This window comes from Pedobacter sp. W3I1 (genome assembly GCF_030816015.1).
Classification (GTDB): Bacteria; Bacteroidota; Bacteroidia; order Sphingobacteriales; family Sphingobacteriaceae; genus Pedobacter.
The window spans coordinates 1,148,103-1,172,207 of sequence record NZ_JAUSXN010000001.1; the positions used below are offsets into that span (position 1 = coordinate 1,148,103).

At 38.0% G+C, this 24,105-nt stretch carries 20 protein-coding genes and 2 tRNA genes; 17 read left to right on the forward strand and 5 right to left on the reverse strand.

All coding sequences use genetic code 11. The features are described from left to right. Positions 1 to 2 precede the first annotated feature (2 nt). Positions 3 to 3,620 (reverse strand): isoleucine--tRNA ligase, encoded by a 3,618-nt coding sequence (gene ileS / locus QF042_RS04975; RefSeq protein WP_307525946.1) that lies wholly within the window; start codon positions 3,618 to 3,620, stop codon positions 3 to 5. Between the two features lie 83 nt (positions 3,621 to 3,703). On the opposite strand from ileS, the gene QF042_RS04980 reads away from it, so the two are divergent. The 8 genes from QF042_RS04980 (at position 3,704) to QF042_RS05015 (ending at position 10,491) form a co-directional block, all read left to right on the forward strand. Beyond that, a complete protein-coding gene (locus QF042_RS04980) occupies positions 3,704 to 3,892 on the forward strand; it encodes a hypothetical protein (protein ID WP_131031924.1) in 189 nt (62 codons plus the stop codon). After that, positions 3,889 to 4,161, forward strand: coding sequence for an isoleucyl-tRNA synthetase (locus QF042_RS04985; RefSeq protein WP_307525949.1), 273 nt, complete (start codon positions 3,889 to 3,891; stop codon positions 4,159 to 4,161). Before QF042_RS04980 ends, QF042_RS04985 begins: the two co-directional genes overlap by 4 nt. 317 nt (positions 4,162 to 4,478) lie before the next feature. Then, positions 4,479 to 5,144, forward strand: coding sequence for a DUF6134 family protein (locus QF042_RS04990; protein WP_307525951.1), 666 nt, complete (start codon positions 4,479 to 4,481; stop codon positions 5,142 to 5,144). A 1-nt stretch (position 5,145) separates the two neighbouring features. Beyond that, positions 5,146 to 6,150, forward strand: coding sequence for an NAD-dependent epimerase/dehydratase family protein (locus QF042_RS04995; RefSeq protein ID WP_307525953.1), 1,005 nt, complete (start codon positions 5,146 to 5,148; stop codon positions 6,148 to 6,150). Positions 6,151 to 6,267: 117 nt separating this feature from the next. After that, entirely contained in the window at positions 6,268 to 7,059 is a 792-nt protein-coding gene (locus QF042_RS05000; protein WP_307525955.1) for an SDR family oxidoreductase, read from the forward strand. Between the two features lie 48 nt (positions 7,060 to 7,107). Continuing rightward, complete coding sequence (locus QF042_RS05005; protein ID WP_307525957.1) at positions 7,108 to 7,674, forward strand: RNA polymerase sigma-70 factor; 567 nt, start codon at positions 7,108 to 7,110, stop codon at positions 7,672 to 7,674. Positions 7,675 to 7,678: 4 nt separating this feature from the next. Further along, positions 7,679 to 8,629, forward strand: a complete 951-nt coding sequence (locus tag QF042_RS05010) for a FecR family protein (protein ID WP_307525959.1) — start codon at positions 7,679 to 7,681, stop codon at positions 8,627 to 8,629. A 5-nt stretch (positions 8,630 to 8,634) separates the two neighbouring features. Further along, positions 8,635 to 10,491, forward strand: a complete 1,857-nt coding sequence (locus tag QF042_RS05015; RefSeq protein WP_307525961.1) for an STN and carboxypeptidase regulatory-like domain-containing protein — start codon at positions 8,635 to 8,637, stop codon at positions 10,489 to 10,491. Between the two features lie 343 nt (positions 10,492 to 10,834). On the opposite strand, the gene QF042_RS05020 is transcribed toward QF042_RS05015, so the two are convergent. Further along, complete coding sequence (locus QF042_RS05020; protein ID WP_307525963.1) at positions 10,835 to 13,186, reverse strand: RND family transporter; 2,352 nt, start codon at positions 13,184 to 13,186, stop codon at positions 10,835 to 10,837. A gap of 121 nt (positions 13,187 to 13,307) precedes the next feature. Between QF042_RS05020 and recO the strand changes: the two genes are divergently transcribed. The 3 genes from recO (at position 13,308) to QF042_RS05035 (ending at position 14,337) form a co-directional block, all read left to right on the forward strand. After that, the gene (gene recO, locus QF042_RS05025) at positions 13,308 to 14,033 is read left to right on the forward strand and encodes a DNA repair protein RecO (protein ID WP_307525965.1); all 726 of its coding nucleotides are present in this window, start codon (positions 13,308 to 13,310) and stop codon (positions 14,031 to 14,033) included. 95 nt (positions 14,034 to 14,128) lie between these two features. Beyond that, positions 14,129 to 14,203 (forward strand) — tRNA-Val (locus tag QF042_RS05030). Between the two features lie 59 nt (positions 14,204 to 14,262). Then, positions 14,263 to 14,337 (forward strand) — tRNA-Val (locus tag QF042_RS05035). A 248-nt stretch (positions 14,338 to 14,585) separates the two neighbouring features. On the opposite strand, the gene QF042_RS05040 is transcribed toward QF042_RS05035, so the two are convergent. Continuing rightward, positions 14,586 to 15,005, reverse strand: a complete 420-nt coding sequence (locus QF042_RS05040; RefSeq protein WP_307525968.1) for a VOC family protein — start codon at positions 15,003 to 15,005, stop codon at positions 14,586 to 14,588. A 440-nt stretch (positions 15,006 to 15,445) separates the two neighbouring features. Between QF042_RS05040 and QF042_RS05045 the strand changes: the two genes are divergently transcribed. From QF042_RS05045 to QF042_RS05060, 4 genes are all read left to right on the forward strand, one after another. Next, entirely contained in the window at positions 15,446 to 16,783 is a 1,338-nt protein-coding gene (locus tag QF042_RS05045) for a DUF3472 domain-containing protein (RefSeq protein ID WP_307525969.1), read from the forward strand. 117 nt (positions 16,784 to 16,900) lie between these two features. After that, the gene (locus QF042_RS05050) at positions 16,901 to 17,812 is read left to right on the forward strand and encodes a hypothetical protein (RefSeq protein WP_307525971.1); all 912 of its coding nucleotides are present in this window, start codon (positions 16,901 to 16,903) and stop codon (positions 17,810 to 17,812) included. Between the two features lie 84 nt (positions 17,813 to 17,896). Next, positions 17,897 to 18,523: a class I SAM-dependent methyltransferase gene (locus tag QF042_RS05055; RefSeq protein ID WP_307525973.1), complete on the forward strand. Its 627-nt coding sequence runs from the start codon at positions 17,897 to 17,899 to the stop codon at positions 18,521 to 18,523. 74 nt (positions 18,524 to 18,597) lie between these two features. Beyond that, complete coding sequence (locus tag QF042_RS05060) at positions 18,598 to 19,494, forward strand: NAD(P)/FAD-dependent oxidoreductase (protein WP_307525975.1); 897 nt, start codon at positions 18,598 to 18,600, stop codon at positions 19,492 to 19,494. A 15-nt stretch (positions 19,495 to 19,509) separates the two neighbouring features. On the opposite strand, the gene QF042_RS05065 is transcribed toward QF042_RS05060, so the two are convergent. After that, positions 19,510 to 19,674, reverse strand: coding sequence for a hypothetical protein (locus tag QF042_RS05065; RefSeq protein WP_307525977.1), 165 nt, complete (start codon positions 19,672 to 19,674; stop codon positions 19,510 to 19,512). 208 nt (positions 19,675 to 19,882) lie between these two features. Continuing rightward, positions 19,883 to 21,334 carry an amino acid permease gene (locus QF042_RS05070; protein WP_307525978.1) on the reverse strand — a complete coding sequence of 484 codons (1,452 nt, stop codon included), beginning with the start codon at positions 21,332 to 21,334 and terminating at the stop codon, positions 19,883 to 19,885. A gap of 594 nt (positions 21,335 to 21,928) precedes the next feature. Between QF042_RS05070 and QF042_RS05075 the strand changes: the two genes are divergently transcribed. Then, positions 21,929 to 22,264, forward strand: a complete 336-nt coding sequence (locus QF042_RS05075; RefSeq protein WP_025145298.1) for a PadR family transcriptional regulator — start codon at positions 21,929 to 21,931, stop codon at positions 22,262 to 22,264. A gap of 17 nt (positions 22,265 to 22,281) precedes the next feature. Then, positions 22,282 to 24,021: a PspC domain-containing protein gene (locus tag QF042_RS05080; protein WP_307525981.1), complete on the forward strand. Its 1,740-nt coding sequence runs from the start codon at positions 22,282 to 22,284 to the stop codon at positions 24,019 to 24,021. Positions 24,022 to 24,105: the final 84 nt, after the last annotated feature.

Sequence of the window (24,105 nt, forward strand, 5' to 3'; positions counted from 1 at the left end):
ATTTATATTTTATTTACTGAAATGCTTAACTCAACATCATCGATAACGATTTTGTTTGCATTATTTACAGTATCTGTTAATTCAAATTCATCGGCCAATATTTCCGCGCAAATGTAATCCTTGTTTTTTGCAACTGCATTGGCTACCAAGTTATCATTTTGTAATGAAACTTTAATCCTATCGGTCACTTCAAAGTTTAATTCTTTTCGTAAATTTTGGATACGGTTCACCAGCTCACGCGAGATACCTTCTTGTTTCAGTTCTTCTGAAATGGTAACATCCAAAGCAACGGTTAAGCTTCCTAAATTTGTAACCTGCCATCCTGGGATATCTTCGGCGAAAACTTCTACATCGTCATTTAAATTGATGGTAAATTCTTCACCATTACTTCCAACTACGATGATGAAGCCATCATTTTCTAGACGTCGGATATCATCCTGATTGGAATTTTCTAAAGCCTGTTTAACCAGACTCATATCTTTACCCACTTTTTTGCCTAAAGATTTGAAATTAGGTTTAAGCTTTTTCTTCACGATGCCATGCGTATCGGTAATGAATTCGATATGTTTCACATTCGTTTCTGAAAGGATATAATCAGCTACTTTCGATATTTTTTGTTCGAAATCGCCATTTAATGATGGGATTAATATTTTCTCTAGCGGCTGGCGAACATTAATGCCCGATTTTTTGCGCAGCGATAAAACCATCGATGAAATATCCTGAGCATAAACCATCCGCTCATTTAAATCAGTATCAATTAAGCTTTGGTCAGCCTCATTCCACAACGTTAAGTGAACAGATTGTTCTGCTTTTGGATCGTTAATGGTTAAGTTTTTATACAACCAATCGGCAAAGAAAGGTGCTACCGGACTCATCAACTGTGCTAGAGTTTCTAAACAAGTATATAATGTTTCGTAAGCAGCGCGTTTATCATCGGTCATTTCGCCCTTCCAAAAACGGCGACGACTTAACCTGATGTACCAGTTACTCAAATGCTCATCAACAAAAGCCTGAATAGCACGGGTTGCTTTTGTTGGCTCGTACGTGTTGTAACTTTCATCAACTTCGTTGATTAGGGTTTGCAATAACGATAAAATCCAACGGTCTAATTCTGTTCTGTCTTCAACTTTGCTTAAATTATTTTTGTCGATCTCGAATTTATCGATATTGGCATATAAGGCAAAGAAAGCATAAGTATTGTAAAGCGTTCCGAAGAATTTACGGCGCACTTCAGCAATTCCATCAATGTCAAATTTTAGGTTATCCCAGGGATTTGCATTAGAAATCATGTACCAACGCGTTGCATCAGCACCATATTCGTTAATGGTTTGGAACGGATCGGCGGCATTGCCTAAACGTTTAGACATTTTTTGTCCGTTTTTGTCGAGTACCAGTCCATTCGAAACCACATTTTTGTACGCTACTTTATCAAAAACTAATGTAGAAATCGCATGCAGGGTATAAAACCAGCCGCGGGTTTGGTCTACACCTTCGGCAATAAAATCTGCAGGGAAATCTTCATTTCCATCAATTGTTTCTTTGTTTTCAAAAGGGTAGTGCCATTGCGCATAAGGCATGGCGCCAGAGTCAAACCAAACATCAATTAAATCACTTTCGCGGCTCATTGGTTTACCTGATGGAGATACTAAAACAATCTTATCGACTACATTTTTATGTAAGTCGATCAAGTCATAGTTCTCTTCAGACATGTTTCCGATTTCGAATCCTTTAAAAGGATTTTCTTTCTGGAAACCAGCTGTTATAGATTTTTCAATGGCATGATACAGTTCCTCTACAGAGCCAATTAACACTTCTTCTTTTTTATCTTCAGTTCTCCAGATGGGTAAAGGAATTCCCCAATATCTCGAACGTGATAAATTCCAGTCATTAGCGTTTTTTAGCCAGTTTCCAAAACGACCCTCTCCAGTTGATTTTGGTTTCCAGTTAATGGTTTCATTAAGGTCGAACATTCTGTCTTTAACATCTGTAACTTTAATAAACCACGAATCTAAAGGATAATATAAAAGTGGCTCATCAGTTCTCCAGCTGTGTGGGTAACTGTGAACATATTTTTCTACTTTAAAAGCTTTATTTTCTTCTTTTAATAGAATAGCGATTTCTACATCGACCGATTTTTCAGGTGCTTCGCCTGCATTGTAATATTCGTTCTTTACATATTTGCCTGCAAAAGGGCCAACATGTTTGGTAAATCTACCCTGTAAATCTACAAGCGGAACAGGAATGTCATTATCATCCAAAACCAACATTGGCGGTATTTCAGGAATAGCTTCTTTGGCAACTTTAGCATCATCGGCACCAAAAGTAGGGGCGGTATGAACAATACCGGTACCATCTTCAGTAGTGACGAAATCTCCTGAAATTACCCTGAAGGCATTTTCAGGATTTTGGTATGGTAATGCGTAAGTTAAAAGTTGTTCATATCTTATTCCAACCAACTCAGTGCCTTTAAAAATATGGTTTCGACTTTCAAACAATTGTTTTAAAGGTTTGAATTCTAATTTAACACCATTGTCGGAAGCATAGTTTGCAATTAACAGTTCATCCAATAGGTTATCAGAAACTATAATAGCTTTTAATAAGCCTTGTTTTTTTGTGGAATCGATTAATTTTTTTACTGCTGGAAAATTAATACTTCTTTTTACCTCAATTAAAGATTCTTTATCTTTTGATATACCATCATAGCCCATGTTACCTTTTTGGTCAACATAAGTGCCACCAAGAAAATTCTCAATAACCGTTTTTTCAACAGCTATTGGAGCTTGCTTAAAAATCAAATTATATGCTAAAACAATACTTACTGGTAAATTAGTATATTGATTTACTGTGTGAAGTAAAACATAGTCGATTTTTGGTCCAACTGTTAAAGCAGTGTTCGATGGTAAAGTCCATGGGGTGGTTGTCCATGCCAATAAATAAATATCATCAAATCCCTGTAAGAAGCTTGGTAACGTATTGGCTAATGCTTTAAACTGCGCAACAATTGTGGTGTCAGTAACATCCCGGTAAGCTCCAGGCTGATTTACCTCATGCGAACTCAATCCTGTTCCGGCTTTTGGAGAATATGGTTGGATAGTATAACCTTTATAGATTAATCCTTTATCGTAAATCTGCTTCAAAAGCCACCACACCGATTCCATGTATTTCGACTTATAGGTAATGTATGGATCATCCATATCTACCCAATAGCCCATTTTTTCAGTCAGGTCGTTCCACACATCAGTGTAACGCATTACTGTTTTTTTACAAGCTTCGTTATAGTCTTCAATAGAAATAGTTTTACCTATATCTTCTTTAGTAATCCCTAATTCCTTTTCAGTTCCAAGCTCAACAGGTAAACCATGTGTATCCCAACCCGCTTTTCGTTTAACCTGATAGCCCTTGATAGTTTTATAGCGGCAAAAAATATCCTTAATTGCACGCGCCATTACGTGGTGGATTCCCGGCATGCCATTAGCAGACGGTGGTCCTTCGTAAAAAGTAAACGGATTAGATTTCGGGCGGGAAGAAATACTTTTTTCAAAAATATTTTCCTTTTTCCAAAAATCCAGTATTTCTTGCCCTATTTTGGCAAGTTCCAATTGTTTAAATTCGCTATACATCAATCAAGTACCTCAAAAAATTAAGGTTGCAAAGTTAACAGAATTGACTGAATTTTGGTAGTTTTGATGTAAATACTTTTAATGTGAAATTATTTAATATCGGGCTTACACTGATGATTGTTGCCGTAATTGCCTTGCCAATTGTTGCGGTAATAAATCCGTCAGACCGGGATTTTGTACTTTATGCTTTTTATTTCTGTGGCTTGCTCGAACTAATCGGGCTAATTTTTGTTTTAATCCATATTGTAACACTAAAAAGAAAGAACCCATGATTAAGCTCTTAAAATTGCAAAAAGCCGTTTTCATCCTCATAGCGGGCGTGCTTTCTTTTATTACCTATAAAATTTTAGATGCATACGAGGTAAAAGGAAGCATCTATTTTCAAATGCTGGCAGGCGTGCTTGTCATTATTGGCGCACTATGGCTGCTATACCCAATTTTATTCGCCAAAAAAGATAATGACGGCAATGCCGAAATCATTACCGATCCAACGGTTGAGGTTCCGGTAGATGAAGAGGATCAGAAGCCTGCAGCCCAATAAATCTGCATCAACCGTCTTAAATCAGCGAGATTATTTCTCTTTGAGCTTATATGTTCTCAAATGTCCTATATGGTTTAAAAGGTTTTTGGAAAGCAAGGCCTGTATTTCATTTTAATGTTCGTCCTGCTGTACGCTTGTCCCGATGAAAAATCGGGATCGCTACCATCAGGTTTAGGTAATTGGGCCTAAGTAAGAAATTGAATAAATTCCACGCATTGCCTTGGGTTTAAACCCAAGGCAATAAAAAAAATAAAATCTGCATAGGGGTAAATCTCTTGTGAGTTGTATTAGCTCTAAATTAACAAATAGAGATAACTATGATTCCTGCAATAATTATTTGGCTCTGCAAGAAATACTTTGCTCCAAAAACCTACAAAAAATTTTCATCCAAAAGCCCAATCAATCCGAAAGGCGCTGCTTTAGTGCTCTTTTTAATCTGTTCATTCTCATCTGCTTTTGCGCAGCAGAGTAAGTTTAACATCAAGCGTAACGGTGAGGTGATCGGTCAGATGTATTTTCAGCAAAAAGATGAAGGCGATAATATTTATCTCAAAATCACTTCGAAGGTGCAGACCCGTTTTGTTTTCAAAATCGATGTAGAAACGGAAGATGTAGCACATTTCAAAAATGGTAAACTGCTTACTTCAAACGTAAATAGAATTGTAAATGGCAATGCCAAAGAGGCTAAGAAAACAAGTTGGGTAAATAAAGTTTACCAACTTAATACAGGCGATAAAATCAGTACAATAAATCAGCCCATCAGTTATAATATGATGCTTTTGTATACCAAAGAGCCTGTTAATATCCCCGAAATTTACTCTGATAATTTTCAGTGTTTTATCCCCATTAAAAAAAGTGGCGAGCATCAGTACCGGATCAATCTTCCCGATGGGAATTATAACGACTACCATTTCGAAAACGGAATATGTAAACTGGTGGTTGTAAATCATTCATTGTACACCATTAGAATGGAGAGGATTTAGAATGGAAGCAGTAGCAAATAAATATTTGAAGGTTTTGGTTACGGGTGCATCAGGCTTTATCGGCCGGAAGTTAAGTTTTACCCTTGCAGAAATGGGCTACGATGTAGTGGCACTTTGCAGGGATGTAAACCATCCCTTTCTTATCCCGCACCGAAATATCCAGTTTGTAAAAGGTGATGTTTTAGATCCATTAAGCATAGAAAATGCTATGAAAGATTGTTACCAGGTTTATCACACTGCGGCAATGGCTAAAATGTGGTGCCGGAACGAGCAGGATTTTTATGATGTGAATGTAATCGGGACTAGAAATGTGCTCAGCTGTGCATTAAAACTGGGTGTAGAAAAGGTAGTACATACTTCAACCTGTGGGGTTTGGGGACCAACCTTAAATTTGCCGGTTTCGGAGAATGATCCAAGAGCTGTTGGTTTTCCAATCAGTTACGAACGCACAAAATACCTGGCCGAACTAGAGGTGAAAGAATTTGTGCAAAAGGGATTGGAAGTGGTGATTGTAAACCCATCAAGGGTGTATGGTGATGGGCCAATTACTGACAGCAATACCGTGAGCAAAATGGTTTCCGGTTATATAAAAGGCACCTGGCATTTTATTCCAGGCGATGGAGAGGCAATCGCAAATTATGCTTTTATAGATGATGTGGTGGATGGGCATATTGCGGCGATGCAAAACGGTAGAAATGGCGAACGATACATATTGGGTGGGGTTGATATGTCATTTAACGGGTTTTTCGGTACATTAAGACAGATCACTGGTAAAAGAAGGAATTTGTATAAAATTCCGGTAGGTATTATTAAGGCTTACAGTTTGCTGGAATATTTAAAATCGAAACTCTTTAACCTTACGCCGTTTTTTCTGCCCGAGTTTGCCGATAGGTTGAAATGTAATCAACAATATTCCAGCAATAAAGCCATTGCCGAACTAAATTACCGGATAACGCCTTTTGCAATAGGCTTAGGTAAAACCATTAATCATTTTAAACATAATTAAATGCATTAACCACAACCTGTCCCGATTTTCGGGAGATAAAGAGGATGCACACAGATAGGATTGGTACCCAAATCCGTTTTCATCTGTGTAAATCTGTGGCTAAAACAACTAATATACATGAAAGAACTAAGCGTATTAATTACAGGTGCAAGCGAGGGCTTGGGGAAATCTTTCGCTATCGAATCGGCCAAACGTGGTTTAGGTTTGGTGTTGGTTTCGTTACCCAATAGTGGGCTGGAACATTTAGCAAATTACCTGCGTGTAAACTTTAACAGTAAGGTGTTCTGTATCGAAATAGATTTGACCAAAAATACCTCTGCAAGCGAAATTTTTGAAAAATTAAAAACGCACAATATCAAGGTAAATGTTTTGATCAACAACGCGGGTTTAGGGAACTGGAGTTGGTTTGAGGATAAAAATGTCGATTTTTATAGAACACAGATCGACCTTAACATTACCAATACGGTTTTGCTTACGCGGTTATTTTTAAACCATATCGATAAAAGTAAGGCAAGTTATATTTTAAATGTTGGCAGTTTAGGCGGACATTTTATCGTTCCAAAAAAACAGGTTTATGGGGCAACCAAATCTTTTATCGGTTATTTTACCCGTTGTTTGCAGCTTGAATTGAGTGGTACTAATGTGCACATCAGTTTGCTTAGCCCGGGTGGAATTAATACCAAACCAGAATTATTGGTAATGAACAACGGATTGAAAGGTTTTGCCAAGGCCACGATCTTAGAGGCTGATTATGTCGCCAAAACAGCAATGGACGGTATGCTAAAAGGGAAGAAAGAAATAATACCAGGTTTTGCCAACCGCTTTTTGGTTGTGTTGGATAAAATTATTCCGGGCTTTTTAAAAGAAATTATAATTAGGCGTAAATTGAAATCGATTTTAACAGCATAGATTAACCTAAAACCTGTAAGGTTTTAAAAACCTTGCAGGTTTAGCTTTATGGAAAGTAATGACACCAATCTTATCGGATTAATTAAAAGTGGCAATAAGCAGGCTTTCGACGAAGTGTTTTTAAAGCATTTCAAAAGTCTGCATGCCTATGCTTTTGCGATAATTAAAGAAAAAGATGATGCCGAAGAAATTGTTCAGAATGTGTTTGTGCGCATCTGGACAAAAAGAGAACAGCTTAAAACAGATGGATTTTTAAAACCATTTCTTTATCGTTCGGTACACAACGAAAGTCTAAATTATTTGAAACATCAAAAAGTAAGATCGAATTTTAACATTCACTATGCTGATGCTGTGAAAAACAATACAGGAAACTTAAATACAGAGATCATGGCAACAGAACTGGAAAAAAATATCCATTTGGCAATAAACGAGCTGCCCGAAAAATGCAGAAATGTATTTCAGTTGAGCAGGTTCGACCAGATGAAATATCAGGAAATTGCTGATGCACTAAATATTTCGATCAAAACGGTAGAAAACCAGATGGGGAAGGCATTAAAGATTTTACGCCTTAGGGTAGTAGATTTTTTGATCCTCATTTTTATTTTATTGAAATAAGCTTATGGATAAAAACTATACATATATTAACGATGATTTGCTGGCGAAATACTTGCTTGGAGAGGCTACTGTGCCCGAAAGTGAACAGGTTGAAGTCTGGGCAGCATCAAATCCTGATCATCTTAAACAGTTAGAAGATTTCAGGACGATACTGGAGAAAAGTAAACTGCAGATTGATCCTGAAATTGATGAACACCAGGCTTTAAAAAGGTTGAATATCCGTTTGCAGCACGAGAAAAAAACGTTCCACTATAAATCTGTTTTACGTTGGGTAGCCATTGTCGCTATTGTTTTAAGTACAGGGCTATTCTTCTACAGCAATTTAATTGGCAATAAAATAAAGGTGAATAGTGGCAAAAACACTTTAACACAAACGCTACCTGATGGTTCTACTGCGATCCTGAATAAACAATCTGAACTCTCTTTCGTAGGAGGATTTTTTAATAAAACCCGCGATGTTAAACTAAAGGGCGAAGCCTTTTTTAAAGTCAGCGCCAATAAATCGAAACCATTTATCATTAGTGTTAATGATGTTCGCGTAACTGTTGTAGGCACAGCGTTTAATGTGAAAAGTGATGGCGTAGCTGTTGTCGTAGTTGTAGAAAGTGGAATCGTTAAGGTGAACAACCGAAATGATAGCGTGCGTTTAACTGCTGGAGAGAAAGTAGAAGTAAGTCAAAATCAGCCCCATTTATTCAAGGGAGAAAATCAGGGTAAGCTGTACAATTACTATTATTCGAATGAATTGGTTTGCGATGGTACACCGCTTAGCGATTTGGTTACCGTGCTTAATGAAAAATTTAAGTCCAATATCGTTATTGTAAATCCTGCATTAAAGTTGCTTCCAATTAGCACAACCTTTAAAAACGAATCGCTTAAAGAAATCCTGACTATAATTGCTGAAACTTTTAAAATTAAAATTGAGTATGGGCAGGACATAATTAAACTTAAATAAAAACTATGCGTACGCTCCAAATCACTGTTATTTTTATCCTATTTTTCAATTCCTTAATAAAAGCACAATCCAATTTATCCAGAAACATTTCCCTAAATATCGAACAGCAAAAACTCATTTCAGTATTGGCCATGATAGAAGAGAAAGGTGGCTTCAGGTTTTCATATAACAGCAATATATTGCCTGCAGATAGTTTGATCAGTATTCATGAAAACAACCTGAATATTGCCGAAACGCTGGATAAAATATTAAATCATAGGTTTGAATACCGCCAATCGGGAAATTTTGTAATTATCAGGTATGCACCGCTTGAACTGGTTTTGTTGGTTAATGAATCGGTAGGTAATCCTGAACTTTATACCATTACCGGGCAGGTTGTGGATAAACGAACCAATAAACCTATTCAGGATGCCAGTATTTACGAAAGAAACCTGTTGGTTTCCGAAATATCGGATGGAAACGGTTATTTTTCGATGCGGTTAAAAAATATTACACAACCCATATCATTAACCGTAAGCAAGGAGAATTATAAATCTACGGTTACCCATTTTCTGGCAGAAGTGAACATTACCAATAGAAAGGAAAATCCAGTTGAAAGGTTTATCAGCGGAAATTTGGGAGATGTAGAAAACACCTGGCTCGGTAATGCATTGGTTACCGCGCAACAAAAAATCCAGTCGATCAATATTGGTGGTTTTATCTCAAAAGCTCCGTTTCAGTTTTCGCTCATCCCTGGTTTAAACTCGCATGGCTCTTTAAGTGGTCAGGTGGTGAACAAATTTTCACTTAATGTTATTGGTGCTTATAGCGCCGGGGTTGATGGAGGGGAAATTGGTTTTGTTTTTAATATCAACAAAAGCAACGTGCAGTATTTTCAATTTGCTGGGGCCTTTAATCTAGTCGGGGGAGATGTTCGTGGAGCACAGATTGCTGGCCTATTTAATTATGTTATAGGCGATGTTAGGGCGGCTGAGATTGCCTTGGCTTATAACCGTGTAGGTAAGAGTTTCGAAGGTTTTCAGCTAGGTGGAATTTATAACCACGTGAATCAGGATGTGAAAGGTATTCAACTTTCTTTAGGCCTTAATACCATAGGCGGAACCTTAAAGGGTTGGCAAACAGGTGCCTTAAATCTTGTTAATAAAGATACGAAGGGTGTTCAGATTGGAGTTGGTGGCAACATTGTAAGCGGTAGAACAAGCGGAATACAAATTGGTGGTATTGCCAATATCAACAAAGAAAGTAGTGGGATAAATCTTGCAGCGCTAACAAATTTTACTGGACAGACTGCTAGTGGTTTTCAGATTGGTGCAATTAATTACGCCAAAACCTTAAAAGGCGTTCAAGTTGGGATTCTGAATGTTTCAAATGAAAATGATGGCTATTCAATTGGTCTAATCAATGTTGCGTTAAAGGGTTACCATAAATTTAGTTTTAGCACCAATGAAAGCACTACTTTTAATGTGGCTTATAAAGGCGGAAGCAAACGTTTATATAATATGTTAATGTTTGGCACAACCAAAAAATCAGTCGAAAAAATATATACCGGCGGCTTGGGTTTTGGCAAGGAAATTAATCTTTTTAAAAGCGTTTCCCTAAATCCTGAAGTAAGTAGCCAATATGTTTACCAGGGGAGCTGGGATTATCTCAACCTGTTGAATAAATTTGAGCTGCCAGTGAACATCAGAATAAATAAATGGCTGGCCATTCAAGGTGGTCCATCGGTTAATGTTTATTACACCAACCAAAGCACCAAGATTGGTGAATTTGGTTTGTTGCAGGAAAAACATCAAGATTTCTCTTTTAACGATCCGAGATATACGGGATGGTTAGGCTGGAATGTAGGGTTGGTGATTTTGTAAAAATAGCCTTGGGTTTAAACCCAAGGCTATGAATGGCATCTATTCTGTTTCAGGTTAGGCACCCTACTCCAAACTGCTAACTAAAATCTCCCAACTCAATTAATGGTCAAACTCACCAGCATTCTTCTGTTATTTGCCACTTTTTCTTACGCGATCGTCATCCTGAACCCATGCCTCGGTACGTGTCTCCACGGACCGAAAACATAACTGATGGTTCGTGAGGACACGAACCATGGGAGACTTTTTTATTTAAATAAAATAGCCTTGGGTTTAAACCCAAGGCTATGAATGATATCTATTCTGTTTCAGGTTAGGCATCCTAAACTCAAAACTGCCAACTCAATTAATGGTCAAATTCACCAGCATTCCTGACTGATTCTTCATCAGATACCTGTTTTCTTACTTTCTTTTTATCTAACCATAATACCAGTGCTGGTAATAAAGTTAAATTGAAAATCAAAGCTACCAATAAAGTTATGGATAGGAGCAAACCAAGTACTACTGTTCCTCCAAAAGTAGAAGCCGTAAAAATTCCAAAACCGAAGAATAAGATTAAAGCAATGTGCGTCATGCTTACACCTGTTTCTGTAATGGTATCAGTAATTACTTTAGGCACGCTGAAATTGGTCAGGTTTAACTCCTGTTGATAACGTGTTAAGAAATAAATGGTCTGATCGGAAGCTAAACCAAAGGCGATGGTAAAAATTAATATGGTAGAAGGTTTTAGGGAAATTCCAAAATAACCCATAATCCCTGCAGTAATAATTAAAGGAACAATGTTTGGTAATAAGGAGATAAACATAATGCCCAAACTTTTGAACTGTGCCAATCTCAGGATGGAAATTAACACAATAGCGAGGGCAATACTTTCAACCAAATGCCTTAACATATAATCCGTCCCTTTAGAAAAGATAATGCTCGATCCGGTAAGCTCTACATCAAACTTAGATGGAGGCAAAATACTATCGATACGCGGTTTTAATTCGGCCATAATAGCGTCTAAACGCTTCGAACCCACATCAGCCATTTGAAAGCTGATCCTTGTACTCTGATTTCCCTTGCTGATAAAGTTGGTTAACAAACTTGCATTTCCTTTACCGCCATTGGCGATATAGGCCAGAATAAAATTCTTTTCTAAATTATCTGGCAAACGGAAAAAAGTAGAATCGTTATTGTAAAAGGCTTGGGTAGCATACTTTAAACCCATATTTACCGAAATAGACCGCGAAAACTCAGGATAGGAAGAAATCATCTTCTCCAGTTTCTCCATTCTTTTCAGGTTGGTTAAATTGAAAACGCCGTTCTTTTTCTTTGTATCTACACTTACTTCTAAAGGTAAAATACCTTCAAAATTTTTCTCGAAGAACTTTAAATCCGTTAAAATCTCAGAGTTTTTTGGTAGATCATCAACTACATATCCATTCACATTAATTTTCATTACCCCGATAAAGGCAATGATGGATATGATAATCGTCCCGGTATAAATCAATCCACTTTTGTGCTGCACCAGCGTATCGGTTTTAACCAGTAACTTATGCAAAAATCCTTCCTCAACGTGATTTTGCGCTTTAAGTTTTGGCGCAGGCAGGTAACTGAAGATAATCGGGATTAAACATAAACACATTAGCCAGGTAATCATTACGTTGATAGAGGCTACACTACCAAACTGCATCAAAAGTTCGCTTCCGGTAAAATACAATACACCAAATCCGATAGCTGCGGTAATGTTCGCAATTAGGGTTGTAATGGCAATTCTTTCGATAGTTACACTTAAAGCACGTTGTTTATCGCCATCTTTTCTAAGTTCATTCTGGTATTTGTTCAGTAACAAAATGCTGTTTGGAATACCAATAATTACAATAAGCGGCGGAATCAATCCTGTTAAAATGGTCAATTCAAAGCCAAATAGTACCAATGTGCCAATACTCCAGATTACACCCATTACTACCACTAAAATAGGGAAGAATACCGCATAGAATTTCTTAAAGAAAAACAATAAGATCAGGGCAGAAACCAGAATCGATAAACCTAAGAACAGTACGAATTCGTTACTTACCAGTTTACTTACCGCAGTGCGGATATAAGGTAGGCCCGAAATATGCACCTGAATTTTTGTCGCCGTTTGAAAAGCTTTCGCCTTAGCTTCAATTTCTTTTAAAATTGGATTCCGTTCGGCAGTATTTAAGATTTTAGTATCAAAAGTGATGGCCATTAGTGTGGCGTTCTGACGGTTGTAAACCAGGCCTTCGAAAAAAGGATTACTGTAGATGGTATTTTTAATCGAATCCATCGCAGCGTCAGTTTTAACCAAACCACCAGGGAGCGGCTTTAAAACAAATTTTTGGTTTACAGTATCTTTTTCCAGCTGAAAAATCCTTCCTGATGATAAAACCTGTTTAATACCTTTTAACTTTTGGATGTCGTTCGAAAGCTGAACCCATCGGTTGTAAACTTCTTTTTTAAAAATATCAGGCGATTGTATCCCTACTACCATTACACTTCCATCTTCGCCAAAAGTCTTTTTAAAGGTGTTGTATTTTACGAATGCGCTATCGGTAACGGGCAGGATTTTACTCCCGGTGTAGGAGAGTTTTACGTTTTTGGCCTGATAAGCCATGAAAATTGTTCCTAATACAAAAAATACGATGATTGCGATACGGTTCCGAAGAATGAATCTCGATAGCTTAACCCACATGTGCAGCTTAGTTTAATAATAATATTAACGGCAAAACTAATCTTATTTGTAAAACGTGATTACTTTTTGCACAATTAAATTTGCACAAATAACATACTTTTGAAAAAATTGTTTTAATCGCATGTTGCACAAAGTTAGAGGCATTGTTTTAAAGACTACAAACTACAGCGAAAGCAGTGTGGTGGTACAGGTGCTTACTGATAAATTTGGTATGCAGTCTTACCTCATCAACGGCGTTAAAAAACCAAAGGCGAAGATTAAAATGAACATGCTGCAATCGCTCCATTTGCTGGATATGGTGGTTTATCATAAAACAAATACCAATATGCAAAGGGTATCGGAAGTGCGGCAAACACCTGTTTTTAAAAGTATCCCTTACGATATGATTAAAACCAGTATCGTTATTTTTTTAAATGAGGTACTGTATAAAAGTATCAGGCAACAATCGGCCGATGATAGTTTATTCGATTATATTTTTAATTCGATCGCCTGGTTTGATGAAATTGAAGAAATTAATCCCAATTTCCATTTGTCATTTTTATTAAAACTCACCCGTTTTTTAGGTTTTTCGCCCAACGAGAAAAGAAGAAATGACCAGATTTATTTCGATCTGCAGGAGGGAGAGTTTACCTCCAGACTACCTATTCACTCCAATTACCTCCAATTGGAAGACGCAGTTGGGTTTATTTCACTTTTCCATACACCACTCGAAAAAATTTCTGAAATAAAAATGAGCAATACACAGCGCCGTTTTTTGTTGGATAAGATATTGGTTTTCTATACCTTACATACGGCCTCGTTCGGGGTGGTACAATCACATAAAATCCTCGAAACTTTGCTAAGTTGAAAAAAAAGAAAAAAAGATTTGCAGAACAGTTTTATAGCGCTATATTTGCATTCCCAAACGGAGGATGGGGCATTAAGTTTGACAAAATATAAAAAGGGAAATTAGCTCAGCTGGTTCAGAGCACCTCGTTTACACCGAGGGGGTCGGGGGTTCGAACCCCTCATTTCCCACTAAGCCTTTCAGTACAACTGGAAGGCTTTTTTATAAAATTTTGAAATACTCCCAAAAAGGGAAATTAGCTCAGCTGGTTCAGAGCACCTCGTTTACACCGAGGGGGTCGGGGGTTCGAACCCCTCATTTCCCACTTAAGTCCTTCAGTTCTACTGAAGGACTTTTTTGTTTCAAAACCTTTTTGCTGTATTGAAGCATTTGCTGTTCGCCTGAATCTACAATTTCTCGACTGCGCTTTGCTTCGCTCGAAAGACGATCATTTATTGAGCTCTGTCATTCTGAACGCAGTGAAGAATCTTTTAAGATACTCAGGATCAATGCATGTAAGTGCTCTACTTGTTAGGGATTCTTCACTGCGTTCAGAATGACAATAATCTATAATCAACTAGGCTCCCATAACTCAATCTTATTGCCCTCAGCGTCCATAATATGGATAAATTTTCCGTAATCATAAGTTGCAATCTCATCGAGTATGGTTACACCGTTTTCTTTGAGTTTAGCCACAAGTCCTTCGATGTTCTGTACGCGGTAGTTAATCATGAAATCTTTTTTGGATGGAGAAAAATATTCATCCCCTTTTTTGAAAGGACTCCATTGAAGTGATTCGATCTCATCAGGATTAATGAGGTTTCTGGAGTCAAAACTCGAGGTACCCCAAGCGCTCATTTCAAACCCTAAATTTTTAGCATACCAGTCTTTTGTTTCCTGCGGATTATCGGAGAAAAAGAAAATGCCGCCGATTCCTGTCACCTTTGGCGTGGTATCTACTGGTGAATTTAAGTTGTCTTTTTGTTCTTCCATATTATTATTCTGGTTAGTTGATTACAAATACTGTTACAATCGATAATCATGATTGTTGGTCTTTCTTATTGGTTTCAAGATAGCAGAAAATCACATCTCCTCAAGCATATTTTTCTCCACACAAACGATTGATTATGAGTTTAAGTGGAATGTAATTTATGTTTTATTTCGGCTTATTGATACGTTTAAATCGAGCTATCAACCGTGGAAAATAATCCCATCCAGATTATGCGCTACTTGTAGTATTAATACTTCCCGGCTTTGGTTATTCTGGTGAGTTCATAGAGAATGTAAGTGGTTTAAAAACAAACGTTTGCGTAATGTTTTGTCATAAATTATGGTTGAAATGCTCAATCGCCACATTAAATTAGAGAAAGAAAGCTGATGCTGTAAGTCCCTGTTTGATACATCATTACTAACCATAAATCTCAACCAAATCAATGAAAAAATTTATCAAATCAATTTCAGGCCTGGCTATACTGGGTTTCGTATTATTTACCAGTTCTTGCAAAAAGCAAGAAAACTTAAGCGCTGCAGATGGCGCATCTTTAAATCAAAATGGAAAGCTTGGCCTGGCAGGTGCCCAGTCGCTAGGTGGTACATCATTAACGGTTTCGATGGGCGGCAATGCTTATGTAACCACTTTAGCATCTGGAGGGGCAGAAACGGTAACGTCAACAAAGCTGGCCAACTGGACCAATGCCAATAGTATTTTTAGCTCTTATTTCAGGATCGGGAATACAGGTGCATTAACTGTAGCCGTAAAAGCATCGGTACCTAGTGGCACAAGTGTTTTAAAAATTACCATAAATGGAACACCGTTTAACGTAACGGCGACAGGTTCTGCTAATACCACCTACACCGTAGGTACGGTAAACATTACCACCCCAGGTTATGTAACCGTTCAATTTCAAGGAGTAAGCAAAACAGGTTCATATTTCGCTGATGTTTCAGACCTTGTGATCAGTGGAGCAGCCGTGGCATCGAATGTGTATTATGCAAATGATCCAGCTAATTATTACTGGTCTAGAAGAGGCCCTTCGGTTCACTTAGGTTTTTCAACGCCGGCAAATACAGAGTGGTTTTATAGTGAAATTACTGTTCCAACAGGAGAAGATAAAATCGGGAGTTATTACATGGCCAATGGTTTTAGTGGTGGATATTTCGGAATGCAGGTTAACTCGGCAACAGAGCGCAGGATACTCTTTTCGGTATGGAACCCTACTGGCGGAACCACAACCTGGACCAGAAAAGGTACTAATGTTGTTGCGACTAATTTTACAGGAGAGGGTGAAGGCGGACAGTCTTACCTCATTTACAATTGGGTTGCTGGAAACACTTATAAGTTTTTAACACAGGCTAAGCCCGATGGATTGGGAAATACCGTTTATTCTTCGTGGTTTTATGCACCAGAATTAGGTGCCTGGTCGTTCATGGCTTCGTGGAAAAAACCGAATACCAATAGTTACTTAACAGGATTATATTCTTTCTTAGAAAACTTTAACGATAAGAACGGTTATTTAGGCAGAAAAGCCGAGTATAATAATCAATGGATCCGCAATACTACTGGTACCTGGACAGAGATTACCACAGCCAATTTTACCGTTGATGCAACAGGTACTAACCAACAGCGTATGGATTTTGCGGGTGGTGTATCGGGCGGTAAATTTTATTTGCGGAACGGTGGTTTTTTTGCCAATTATGTTACTCCGAATCAGTCATTCACCAGAACAGCTACAGGTACAGCGCCAACGGTTAACTTAACCACGCTTCCGTAGCTTCTAATAACTTTAAGCGCAAAGCAGGTTGGTGTATACTGTTTTGCGCTTATTAATTATAATTATTTACCTTATTCAATTATATATCCGAAATTGCCTGTCGATAAACAGTGGCAAATGTTCGGTAAAATTATCAGGTTCATTTTTTTTGGAAACTATTTCGTGGGCATTCTGGCTGTTGCCCTAACACTCGAGGCTACCTTCCAATTAAGGCTACCACTTAATTCATTAAATTACTACCTGTTGCTTTTTCTGGCGCCAACCATTTATTATACCTACGCTTACAATAAGGTTTCTACCAAACCATCTACAACTAATCCTCGCAACCAGTGGTATTTCGAACATAAGCGGTTTATCAACTGGAGTCAGGCTGTGCTTTTTATAATTTGTATGCTGTTGGCCATAAACCTGCTCTACCAAAACTTTCAGCATATTCTGGCCCTGCCGATCAGTTATTGGGTGGCTATATTGATTATCATTACTGCAGGAGGCTTATACTATGGTTTATTGCCCAGATCTTTCCTCAAATTTAACCTGCGGAACACAGGCTGGTTAAAAGCTTTTGTAATCGGTTTTGTGTGGGCCTGCTGTGCCAATGTGCTGCCGCTGATTATGCTTAAAATTGAAACAGGAGTTGGCTACCACGATTCTGTACTGTGGACCTGGTTATTTATTAAAAACTGGATGTTCTGCACGGTAAACGCAATCATTTTCGACATTAAAGATTACCCAACCGATGCCAATAAACATTTAAGAACATTTGTAGTGAGCTACGGCCTGCGCAGGACAATTTTTAGTATCCTTATCCCATTGCTTATTATAGGTTTAATTTCTTTAGGCATATTTGCAAGTTATAAAGGTTTCGGGTTGCCACAGGTTTTATTTAATGTGTTGCCATTTATCTTAACTATTTACGTGGCCTATTCCATGCACCGGAGAAAAAACATTCTCTATTATTTAATGGTAATTGATGGACTCATTTTGTTTAAGGCCATTTGTGGGATAATCGGGATGCAGTTTGTTCATTAAGCTGAAAGACAAAAGAGTAAAGACCAAAGCATATATTACAATTGAGAGGTCTATCTTGATACTTGATTCTCAATACTTGATACTATGAACAACAACTACGACAAAATTGCCGGTCATTACGATACTTTAAGCCGTTTGGTGTTTTTTAAATCGCAGGTTAATGCACAGATCAATCAGCTTCAACATATTCCAGAGAATAGTTCGGTACTGATTGTTGGCGGTGGAACCGGGTGGATCCTGGAAGAACTCGCGAAGATTTATACCGGTGGATTAAAGATCGTTTATGTAGAAATATCTGCTAAAATGACTGTGCTTTCTCAAAAACGAAACTATAAAGACAATCAGATCGAATTTATGGATGTCGGCATCGAGGATTTTAAAACTGATGTATTATTTGATGTAATTTTAACGCCTTTTCTATTTGATAACTTTGCTGAGCAACGCGCTGCAAAGGTGTTTGGCCAGTTAAATGAATATTTAAAGAAAGATGGATTATGGTTTCTCGTCGATTTTTCACTCAATAAAATTAATGGAAACTGGTGGAAATGGTTGCTGCTCAAATCAATGTATAACTTTTTTAAATTAATGGGCATAGTAGAAGCAGATAAACTTATCGATATGGTCCCTTACTTTTTCAAAGCCGATTATCTGATTGTTGAGGAACGATTATATTATGGAGGTTTTATTAAAGCAACAATCTTCAGAAAATAAAAATGACATTATTTTAATGCAATAATGTTGCGTTTGTTAATTGATTTCAGATCTTTGTATTAAAAGATTTAGATATGGATTTTGACGTAATTATAATTGGTGGAAGTTATGCTGGTTTATCTGCTGCTTTAACCTTAGGTAGGGCAACCAGAAATGTTCTGGTTATCGATGCTGGCAAACCCTGTAACAGGCAAACCCCACATTCACATAATTTTTTAACGCACGATGGTGATCAGCCCGCCGATATTACTAAAGCTGCCAAGGCAGAAGTACTGAAATACCCAACAGTCAGGTTTTTGGAAGAGAAAGCTATTTCGGCCAGGCAAATAGATGGAGGTTTTAACATTGACGTAGAAAATGCCGGAAGTTTTGCGGCCCGGAAACTATTATTGGCTACTGGTTTAAAAGATGTACTGCCTGATATTAACGGGTTAGCTGAGTGCTGGGCCATTTCTGCTGTACACTGCCCTTATTGCCATGGCTACGAGATCAGGAACGAAAAAATTGGGCTGTTAATGAATGGTGATCACGCGTTCGAGATGGCCAAAAACCTACACCTTTGGAACAAAGATTTAACTATTTTAACCAATGGTAAATCGCAGTTAAGCGCCGAACAGACTGAAAAATTGCGATCTAAATCAATCACGATTAGAGAAGATGAAATTATAGAGTTGCTGCACAACAATGGTCATCTGGAAGATGTTGTTTTTAAGAACGGTGAAAAATTGGCTTTGAAAGCCATATATGTAAAACCTGATGTTGAGCAACATTTTAATTTCGACAAGCAGCTCGGTTTTGAATTAACAGATTTAAAAACAATAAAGGTTGATGAGCAGCAGCAAAGCACTGCCAAAGGCGTTTATGCCGCAGGAGATTGTGCAACCTTGTTCAGGTCGCTATCTATCATTACGGCTGCAGGAACAATGGCTGCAGTGGCAATGAACAAGGAAATGATTTCTGAAGAATTTTGATCAATCATCGGAAATTTAAAATAAGATCGCACCAACAATTGTAGCAATAAATATCACTGATATCACGATTCTATCAGCGGTGATCCATTGATCTCTTGTAAGTGGTGTAACACTTCTTTTTACGGTTTCTGCTTTGTGCCTCGAAAGCCTGAAAACAGATGTGTCTAATTTAATAAGCATAGGGATGAGTTTAAAAGTATTGATTTTCTTAAGGCAAATCCCAAGCCAAAAATCAAGAAAAATGTGGAATTGTTAATAACTTACATTTTTTTGTTATTCAACTGATATTTATGTGGTTATCACCACAATTAGGAATATAATGGATGATTAAGCTGTTTAGAAAATAAAACAGCTTAATCATGTTGTATGTATAGTAATGAGCTGTTATCTATTGTTCTGTGTTGTCTTGCTGTGCTTTTAATTTACTGTTCTTTTTACCGTACCAAAAGTAAATAGCTAAGCCAATAATTAACCACACCGCTAGTCTGACCCAGGTTTCCCAGGGTAAAAACACCATCATGGCAATACAGGTTAAAATGCCTAAAATAGGGATTAGTGGTACAAATGGAACTCTAAAAGGACGCTTCGCCTCAGGATCTGTTTTTCTTAAGATCAAAATACCCACGCAAACCATTAAAAAGGCCAGTAAGGTACCAATGCTTGTCATTTCACCTACCACATTCATGGGGACAAATGCCGCAAAAAGTCCAATAAATACACAAAGTATAATGTTCGATTTGTATGGTGTTTTAAATTTGGTATGTACATCAGAAAACATCTTTGGCAATAATCCATCCTTGCTAATGGAATAAAACATCCGCGATTGCGCCATTAAATCGATTAAAATTACTGAAGTATAACCGATTAAAATGGCCAGAATAATAGCCTGACTTAACCATGCATAAGGTGTTTTTTCGATGGCAATGGCTACCGGGGCACCGCTATTGGCAAATTCCTTATAATTGGCCAGGCCTGTCATGACGTGTCCAAACAAGCCAAATAAAACAGTACAAACCACCAGCGATCCAATGATACCGATTGGTAAATCCCGGGCAGGGTTTTTTGTTTCCTGTGCAGAAGCGGCAACGGCATCGAAGCCTATAAATACAAAAAATACTAAACCCGCACCACGTAAAACACCGCTCCAGCCAAACTGGCCAAATGTTCCTGTATTTTCGGGAATGTAGGGATGGTAATTTGCCGGATCGATATATTGCCAGCCCAGCGCAATAAAAACCAATACCACACCAACTTTAAGGAATACAATTATCCCATTTACAATGGCCGAGCCTTTAGTGCCGCGGATTAATATGGCGGTCATTAATACCACCACCAATGCTGCGGGGATGTTAATAATGCCATTAACGGTAGTGCCATCGGCCAGTTTAGCGGTTTCGAAAGGGGATAAGGTTAACTGTGGAGGGAGATAAATATGCAAGCTGGCTAAAAACCTGGTTAAATACTGCGACCAGCTGATGGCTACAGTAGCACAACCCACAGAATATTCCAATACTAAATCCCAGCCTATAATCCAGGCGAAAAGTTCGCCCATGGTGGCGTAAGAATAGGTATAGGCACTACCTGCAACCGGAATCATGGAAGCAAACTCAGCATAACATAAGGCTGCAAAACCACAGCCCAATGCTGCAATTACAAAAGATAGGGTAACTGCCGGACCAGAGTGATTGGCTGCTGCCAAACCTGTAATGGAAAATAAACCTGCACCCAGCGTTAAGCCAACACCAATTAAAATCAGGTTAATGGGACCTAAGGTTCTTTTGAGCGTTCCTTCGCCGCTTTCGTTTGCCTCAGCAACAATGCTGGCAATAGATTTTTTCATGAAAATAAGTTAAGACGCTGCAAAATTATTAAAATATATTAAATCTATAGTATTTATATATTTAATTCCTCGAAGCCTGGACGGGCATGTGTGCAAGCGGATCTTGGAAATCTAAAACAGTCACTGCGAATTTCTTCTTTTAGAAAATCTGCGTCCTGTTTTTCATGGGAGCTGCAGTCCCGCCATCGCTTGTAGTCCTCTCCCGATGAAAAATCGGGATGCGGGCTACCCACTCTGTCGGGTTTATTTACAAGGACTGTTCTGGCATTATCCCAAAAACCATTAATAGTAACACCAGTCCTCTCCACCTTAAACCTGATAGAACCAAATAGCTCCCGATTTATCGAATATTTTATATTTAAAGGGTATCTAAATCGGGACTATAGGTGATAGCAGGACTGCCGAAACCGAAGAATTACAGAACCTTGATTTTCAAAAAAAAGGCTATAAACACCTAGATTTTACCTATTTAAACTTCAAATAGAAATTTATTAAAAAATTAATTGTCTGATAATAAGTGTTTTACGTATTTACTTTAATTTATTTTAGTACTATGTATTGCATGGTAGTGTATAAAACATATATCTTTGTTATATGATAGCAGAAAATACGCAAACACAAATGCGGAAGGGAATTCTGGAGTACTGTGTTTTATCAATCATCTCCCGGGGCGAAATATATGCTTCGGATATTATTGCCGAATTAAGGTCGGCAAAGCTATTGGTGGTTGAGGGTACATTATATCCATTATTAACGAGGCTTAAAAACAATGGTTTGTTAAGCTACAACTGGGTAGAATCTACCTCAGGCCCACCGCGTAAATATTATACCTTAACCGAAGATGGTCGGGGCATTTTATCTCAATTAGATCAAACCTGGCAGGAGCTGGCTTATGCTGTAGGTATTTCACAAAAAGGAGCCAATTCATAATTATTAGTAAAAAGGAAATGGAAAAGACCATCATCATAAATATAGGGAACACAATTATTCACATTGAAGAAAGTGCTTACGAACTCTTAAAGGCCTACCTGAACGAAGTAAAACAATATTTTGCCAACCATGCAGATGACCTTGAAATTGTAACGGATATTGAAAACCGTATTGCAGAGTTACTAACCGAGCAATTGGAAGAGCAGAAAAAACAAGTTGTGGATTCGGCCAATGTAAATTCGGTTATTGCACAGATGGGCAGGGTACAGGATTTTGATACCGTAGAGGAGGGTGAGGAAGAACCTGTAATTAACAGCAGCTACCAACATCAGTATGTAGAGAAAAAATTATACCGTGATATGGACGATCGTGTGGTAGCAGGTGTTTGCGCCGGTATTGCACACTATGTAAACGCCGATCCTAAATGGATCAGGTTGGCGACGTTGCTGATTAGTATTGCCGGTGGATTTGGAATATTGGTGTATGCCATACTTTGGATCATCATGCCGAAAGCCAAATCTCGCATCGAACGCATGGAGATGAAAGGTGAACCGGCGAACCTCCAGGGGTTTCAAAAGAATCTTGATGAAGAATTACAAGCGGTTAAAGAACGTTTAGGAGAGGTAAACAAACATGCCCAACCGATATTTGCCCGCCTGGGGATTTTTATCGGTGAGTTTTTCGAATGGCTGGGCCGTTTTATATCAGGCGCGGGAAAGGTAATTTTTAAGATCATTGCGGGTTTTATCGTTGTTTTTGGTGTACTCTTTTTACTTACTTTAATTATTGGTACAGCTGCTTTTCAGGGATTTTGGGATGCGAGTATTTACGAATATTTTCCCTTCTCTATTATTAATGAAGGCAATAGAGGGGCAATTTTATTTGGTGCATTTATAGTATGTTTTGTGCCGATTTTAGCCCTGGTGTTATTCTCGATCAGGGTAGCTTTTAACAAACAGGCCATTAATAAAACACTTTCTTTTGCCCTATTAATTATCTGGCTGGCTGGTGTAGCAATAACGGGTTATCAGGCGGCTAAAATATCATCGGAATTTAAGCAACATGCAGAGTTAACACAAACAGTTGACTTGAAATCTTTTTCAACGTATACCCTAAATATCGATAAAAGTAAATATTTCAGCAAAGAAGATAGTATTGCTTATCACATCGATGCCAATCAGAAAAACCGGATTGTGGTTGATGATTTAGAAGATGGACCATTTGTTTCGCCGAACCGCATCCGCATCGACATTAACAAAAGCGAAACGGGTGTTACGCGTTTAACCCAAAAATACGAATCGCAGGGTAAAACCTTTCAAAGTGCGTTGCAGAATGCGCAGAACATTAGCTACAATTATGAAATGAAAGATTCGGAGTTGATTTTTAGTCCGAGATTTCAGTTGAGAAAGGGAACCATTTGGCGAAACCAGGAAGTAAGGTTAAATCTAGAAGTGCCGGTGGGTACGAAACTAATTTTAAAGCAAGATGCCTACCGGTATATTAATAATTATTGGACCTGGGAATGCAACGATAGCGAAAATGACCACAATGATTACAGTGTTTGGATTATGACCGAAGATGGCTTGAAATGCGTTGCGAAATTAAAAGAAGAGGCCTTAAAAAAAGAACAGTTAAAGCAGGAGCTAAGTGATTTAGACCATTTGCGCAACAATAAACCTACTGATACCCTTTACCAGGATTCTGTATCAAACCGAATTAAGGAAGTTAAAGAAGAGTTGGGGATAGCGCCTGAATAATAGTTCCGTTATTTAAAGAAGAGAAACCTACTAAAATAGATCTCTCCGTTTCACTGCGCTTTAGTCGAGATGACGATCGGACGC

Bases quoted from the DNA above. Each gene is read 5' to 3' on its own strand.
- ileS (WP_307525946.1), bottom strand. From the start codon at position 3,620: ATGTATAGCGAATTTAAACAATTGGAACTTGCCAAAATAGGGCAAGAA.
- QF042_RS04985 (WP_307525949.1), top strand. From the start codon at position 3,889: ATGATTAAGCTCTTAAAATTGCAAAAAGCCGTTTTCATCCTCATAGCG.
- QF042_RS04990 (WP_307525951.1), top strand. From the start codon at position 4,479: ATGATTCCTGCAATAATTATTTGGCTCTGCAAGAAATACTTTGCTCCA.
- QF042_RS04995 (WP_307525953.1), top strand. From the start codon at position 5,146: ATGGAAGCAGTAGCAAATAAATATTTGAAGGTTTTGGTTACGGGTGCA.
- QF042_RS05000 (WP_307525955.1), top strand. From the start codon at position 6,268: ATGAAAGAACTAAGCGTATTAATTACAGGTGCAAGCGAGGGCTTGGGG.
- QF042_RS05005 (WP_307525957.1), top strand. From the start codon at position 7,108: ATGGAAAGTAATGACACCAATCTTATCGGATTAATTAAAAGTGGCAAT.
- QF042_RS05010 (WP_307525959.1), top strand. From the start codon at position 7,679: ATGGATAAAAACTATACATATATTAACGATGATTTGCTGGCGAAATAC.
- QF042_RS05015 (WP_307525961.1), top strand. From the start codon at position 8,635: ATGCGTACGCTCCAAATCACTGTTATTTTTATCCTATTTTTCAATTCC.
- QF042_RS05020 (WP_307525963.1), bottom strand. From the start codon at position 13,186: ATGTGGGTTAAGCTATCGAGATTCATTCTTCGGAACCGTATCGCAATC.
- recO (WP_307525965.1), top strand. From the start codon at position 13,308: ATGTTGCACAAAGTTAGAGGCATTGTTTTAAAGACTACAAACTACAGC.
- QF042_RS05040 (WP_307525968.1), bottom strand. From the start codon at position 15,005: ATGGAAGAACAAAAAGACAACTTAAATTCACCAGTAGATACCACGCCA.
- QF042_RS05045 (WP_307525969.1), top strand. From the start codon at position 15,446: ATGAAAAAATTTATCAAATCAATTTCAGGCCTGGCTATACTGGGTTTC.
- QF042_RS05050 (WP_307525971.1), top strand. From the start codon at position 16,901: ATGTTCGGTAAAATTATCAGGTTCATTTTTTTTGGAAACTATTTCGTG.
- QF042_RS05055 (WP_307525973.1), top strand. From the start codon at position 17,897: ATGAACAACAACTACGACAAAATTGCCGGTCATTACGATACTTTAAGC.
- QF042_RS05060 (WP_307525975.1), top strand. From the start codon at position 18,598: ATGGATTTTGACGTAATTATAATTGGTGGAAGTTATGCTGGTTTATCT.
- QF042_RS05065 (WP_307525977.1), bottom strand. From the start codon at position 19,674: ATGCTTATTAAATTAGACACATCTGTTTTCAGGCTTTCGAGGCACAAA.
- QF042_RS05070 (WP_307525978.1), bottom strand. From the start codon at position 21,334: ATGAAAAAATCTATTGCCAGCATTGTTGCTGAGGCAAACGAAAGCGGC.
- QF042_RS05075 (WP_025145298.1), top strand. From the start codon at position 21,929: ATGATAGCAGAAAATACGCAAACACAAATGCGGAAGGGAATTCTGGAG.
- QF042_RS05080 (WP_307525981.1), top strand. From the start codon at position 22,282: ATGGAAAAGACCATCATCATAAATATAGGGAACACAATTATTCACATT.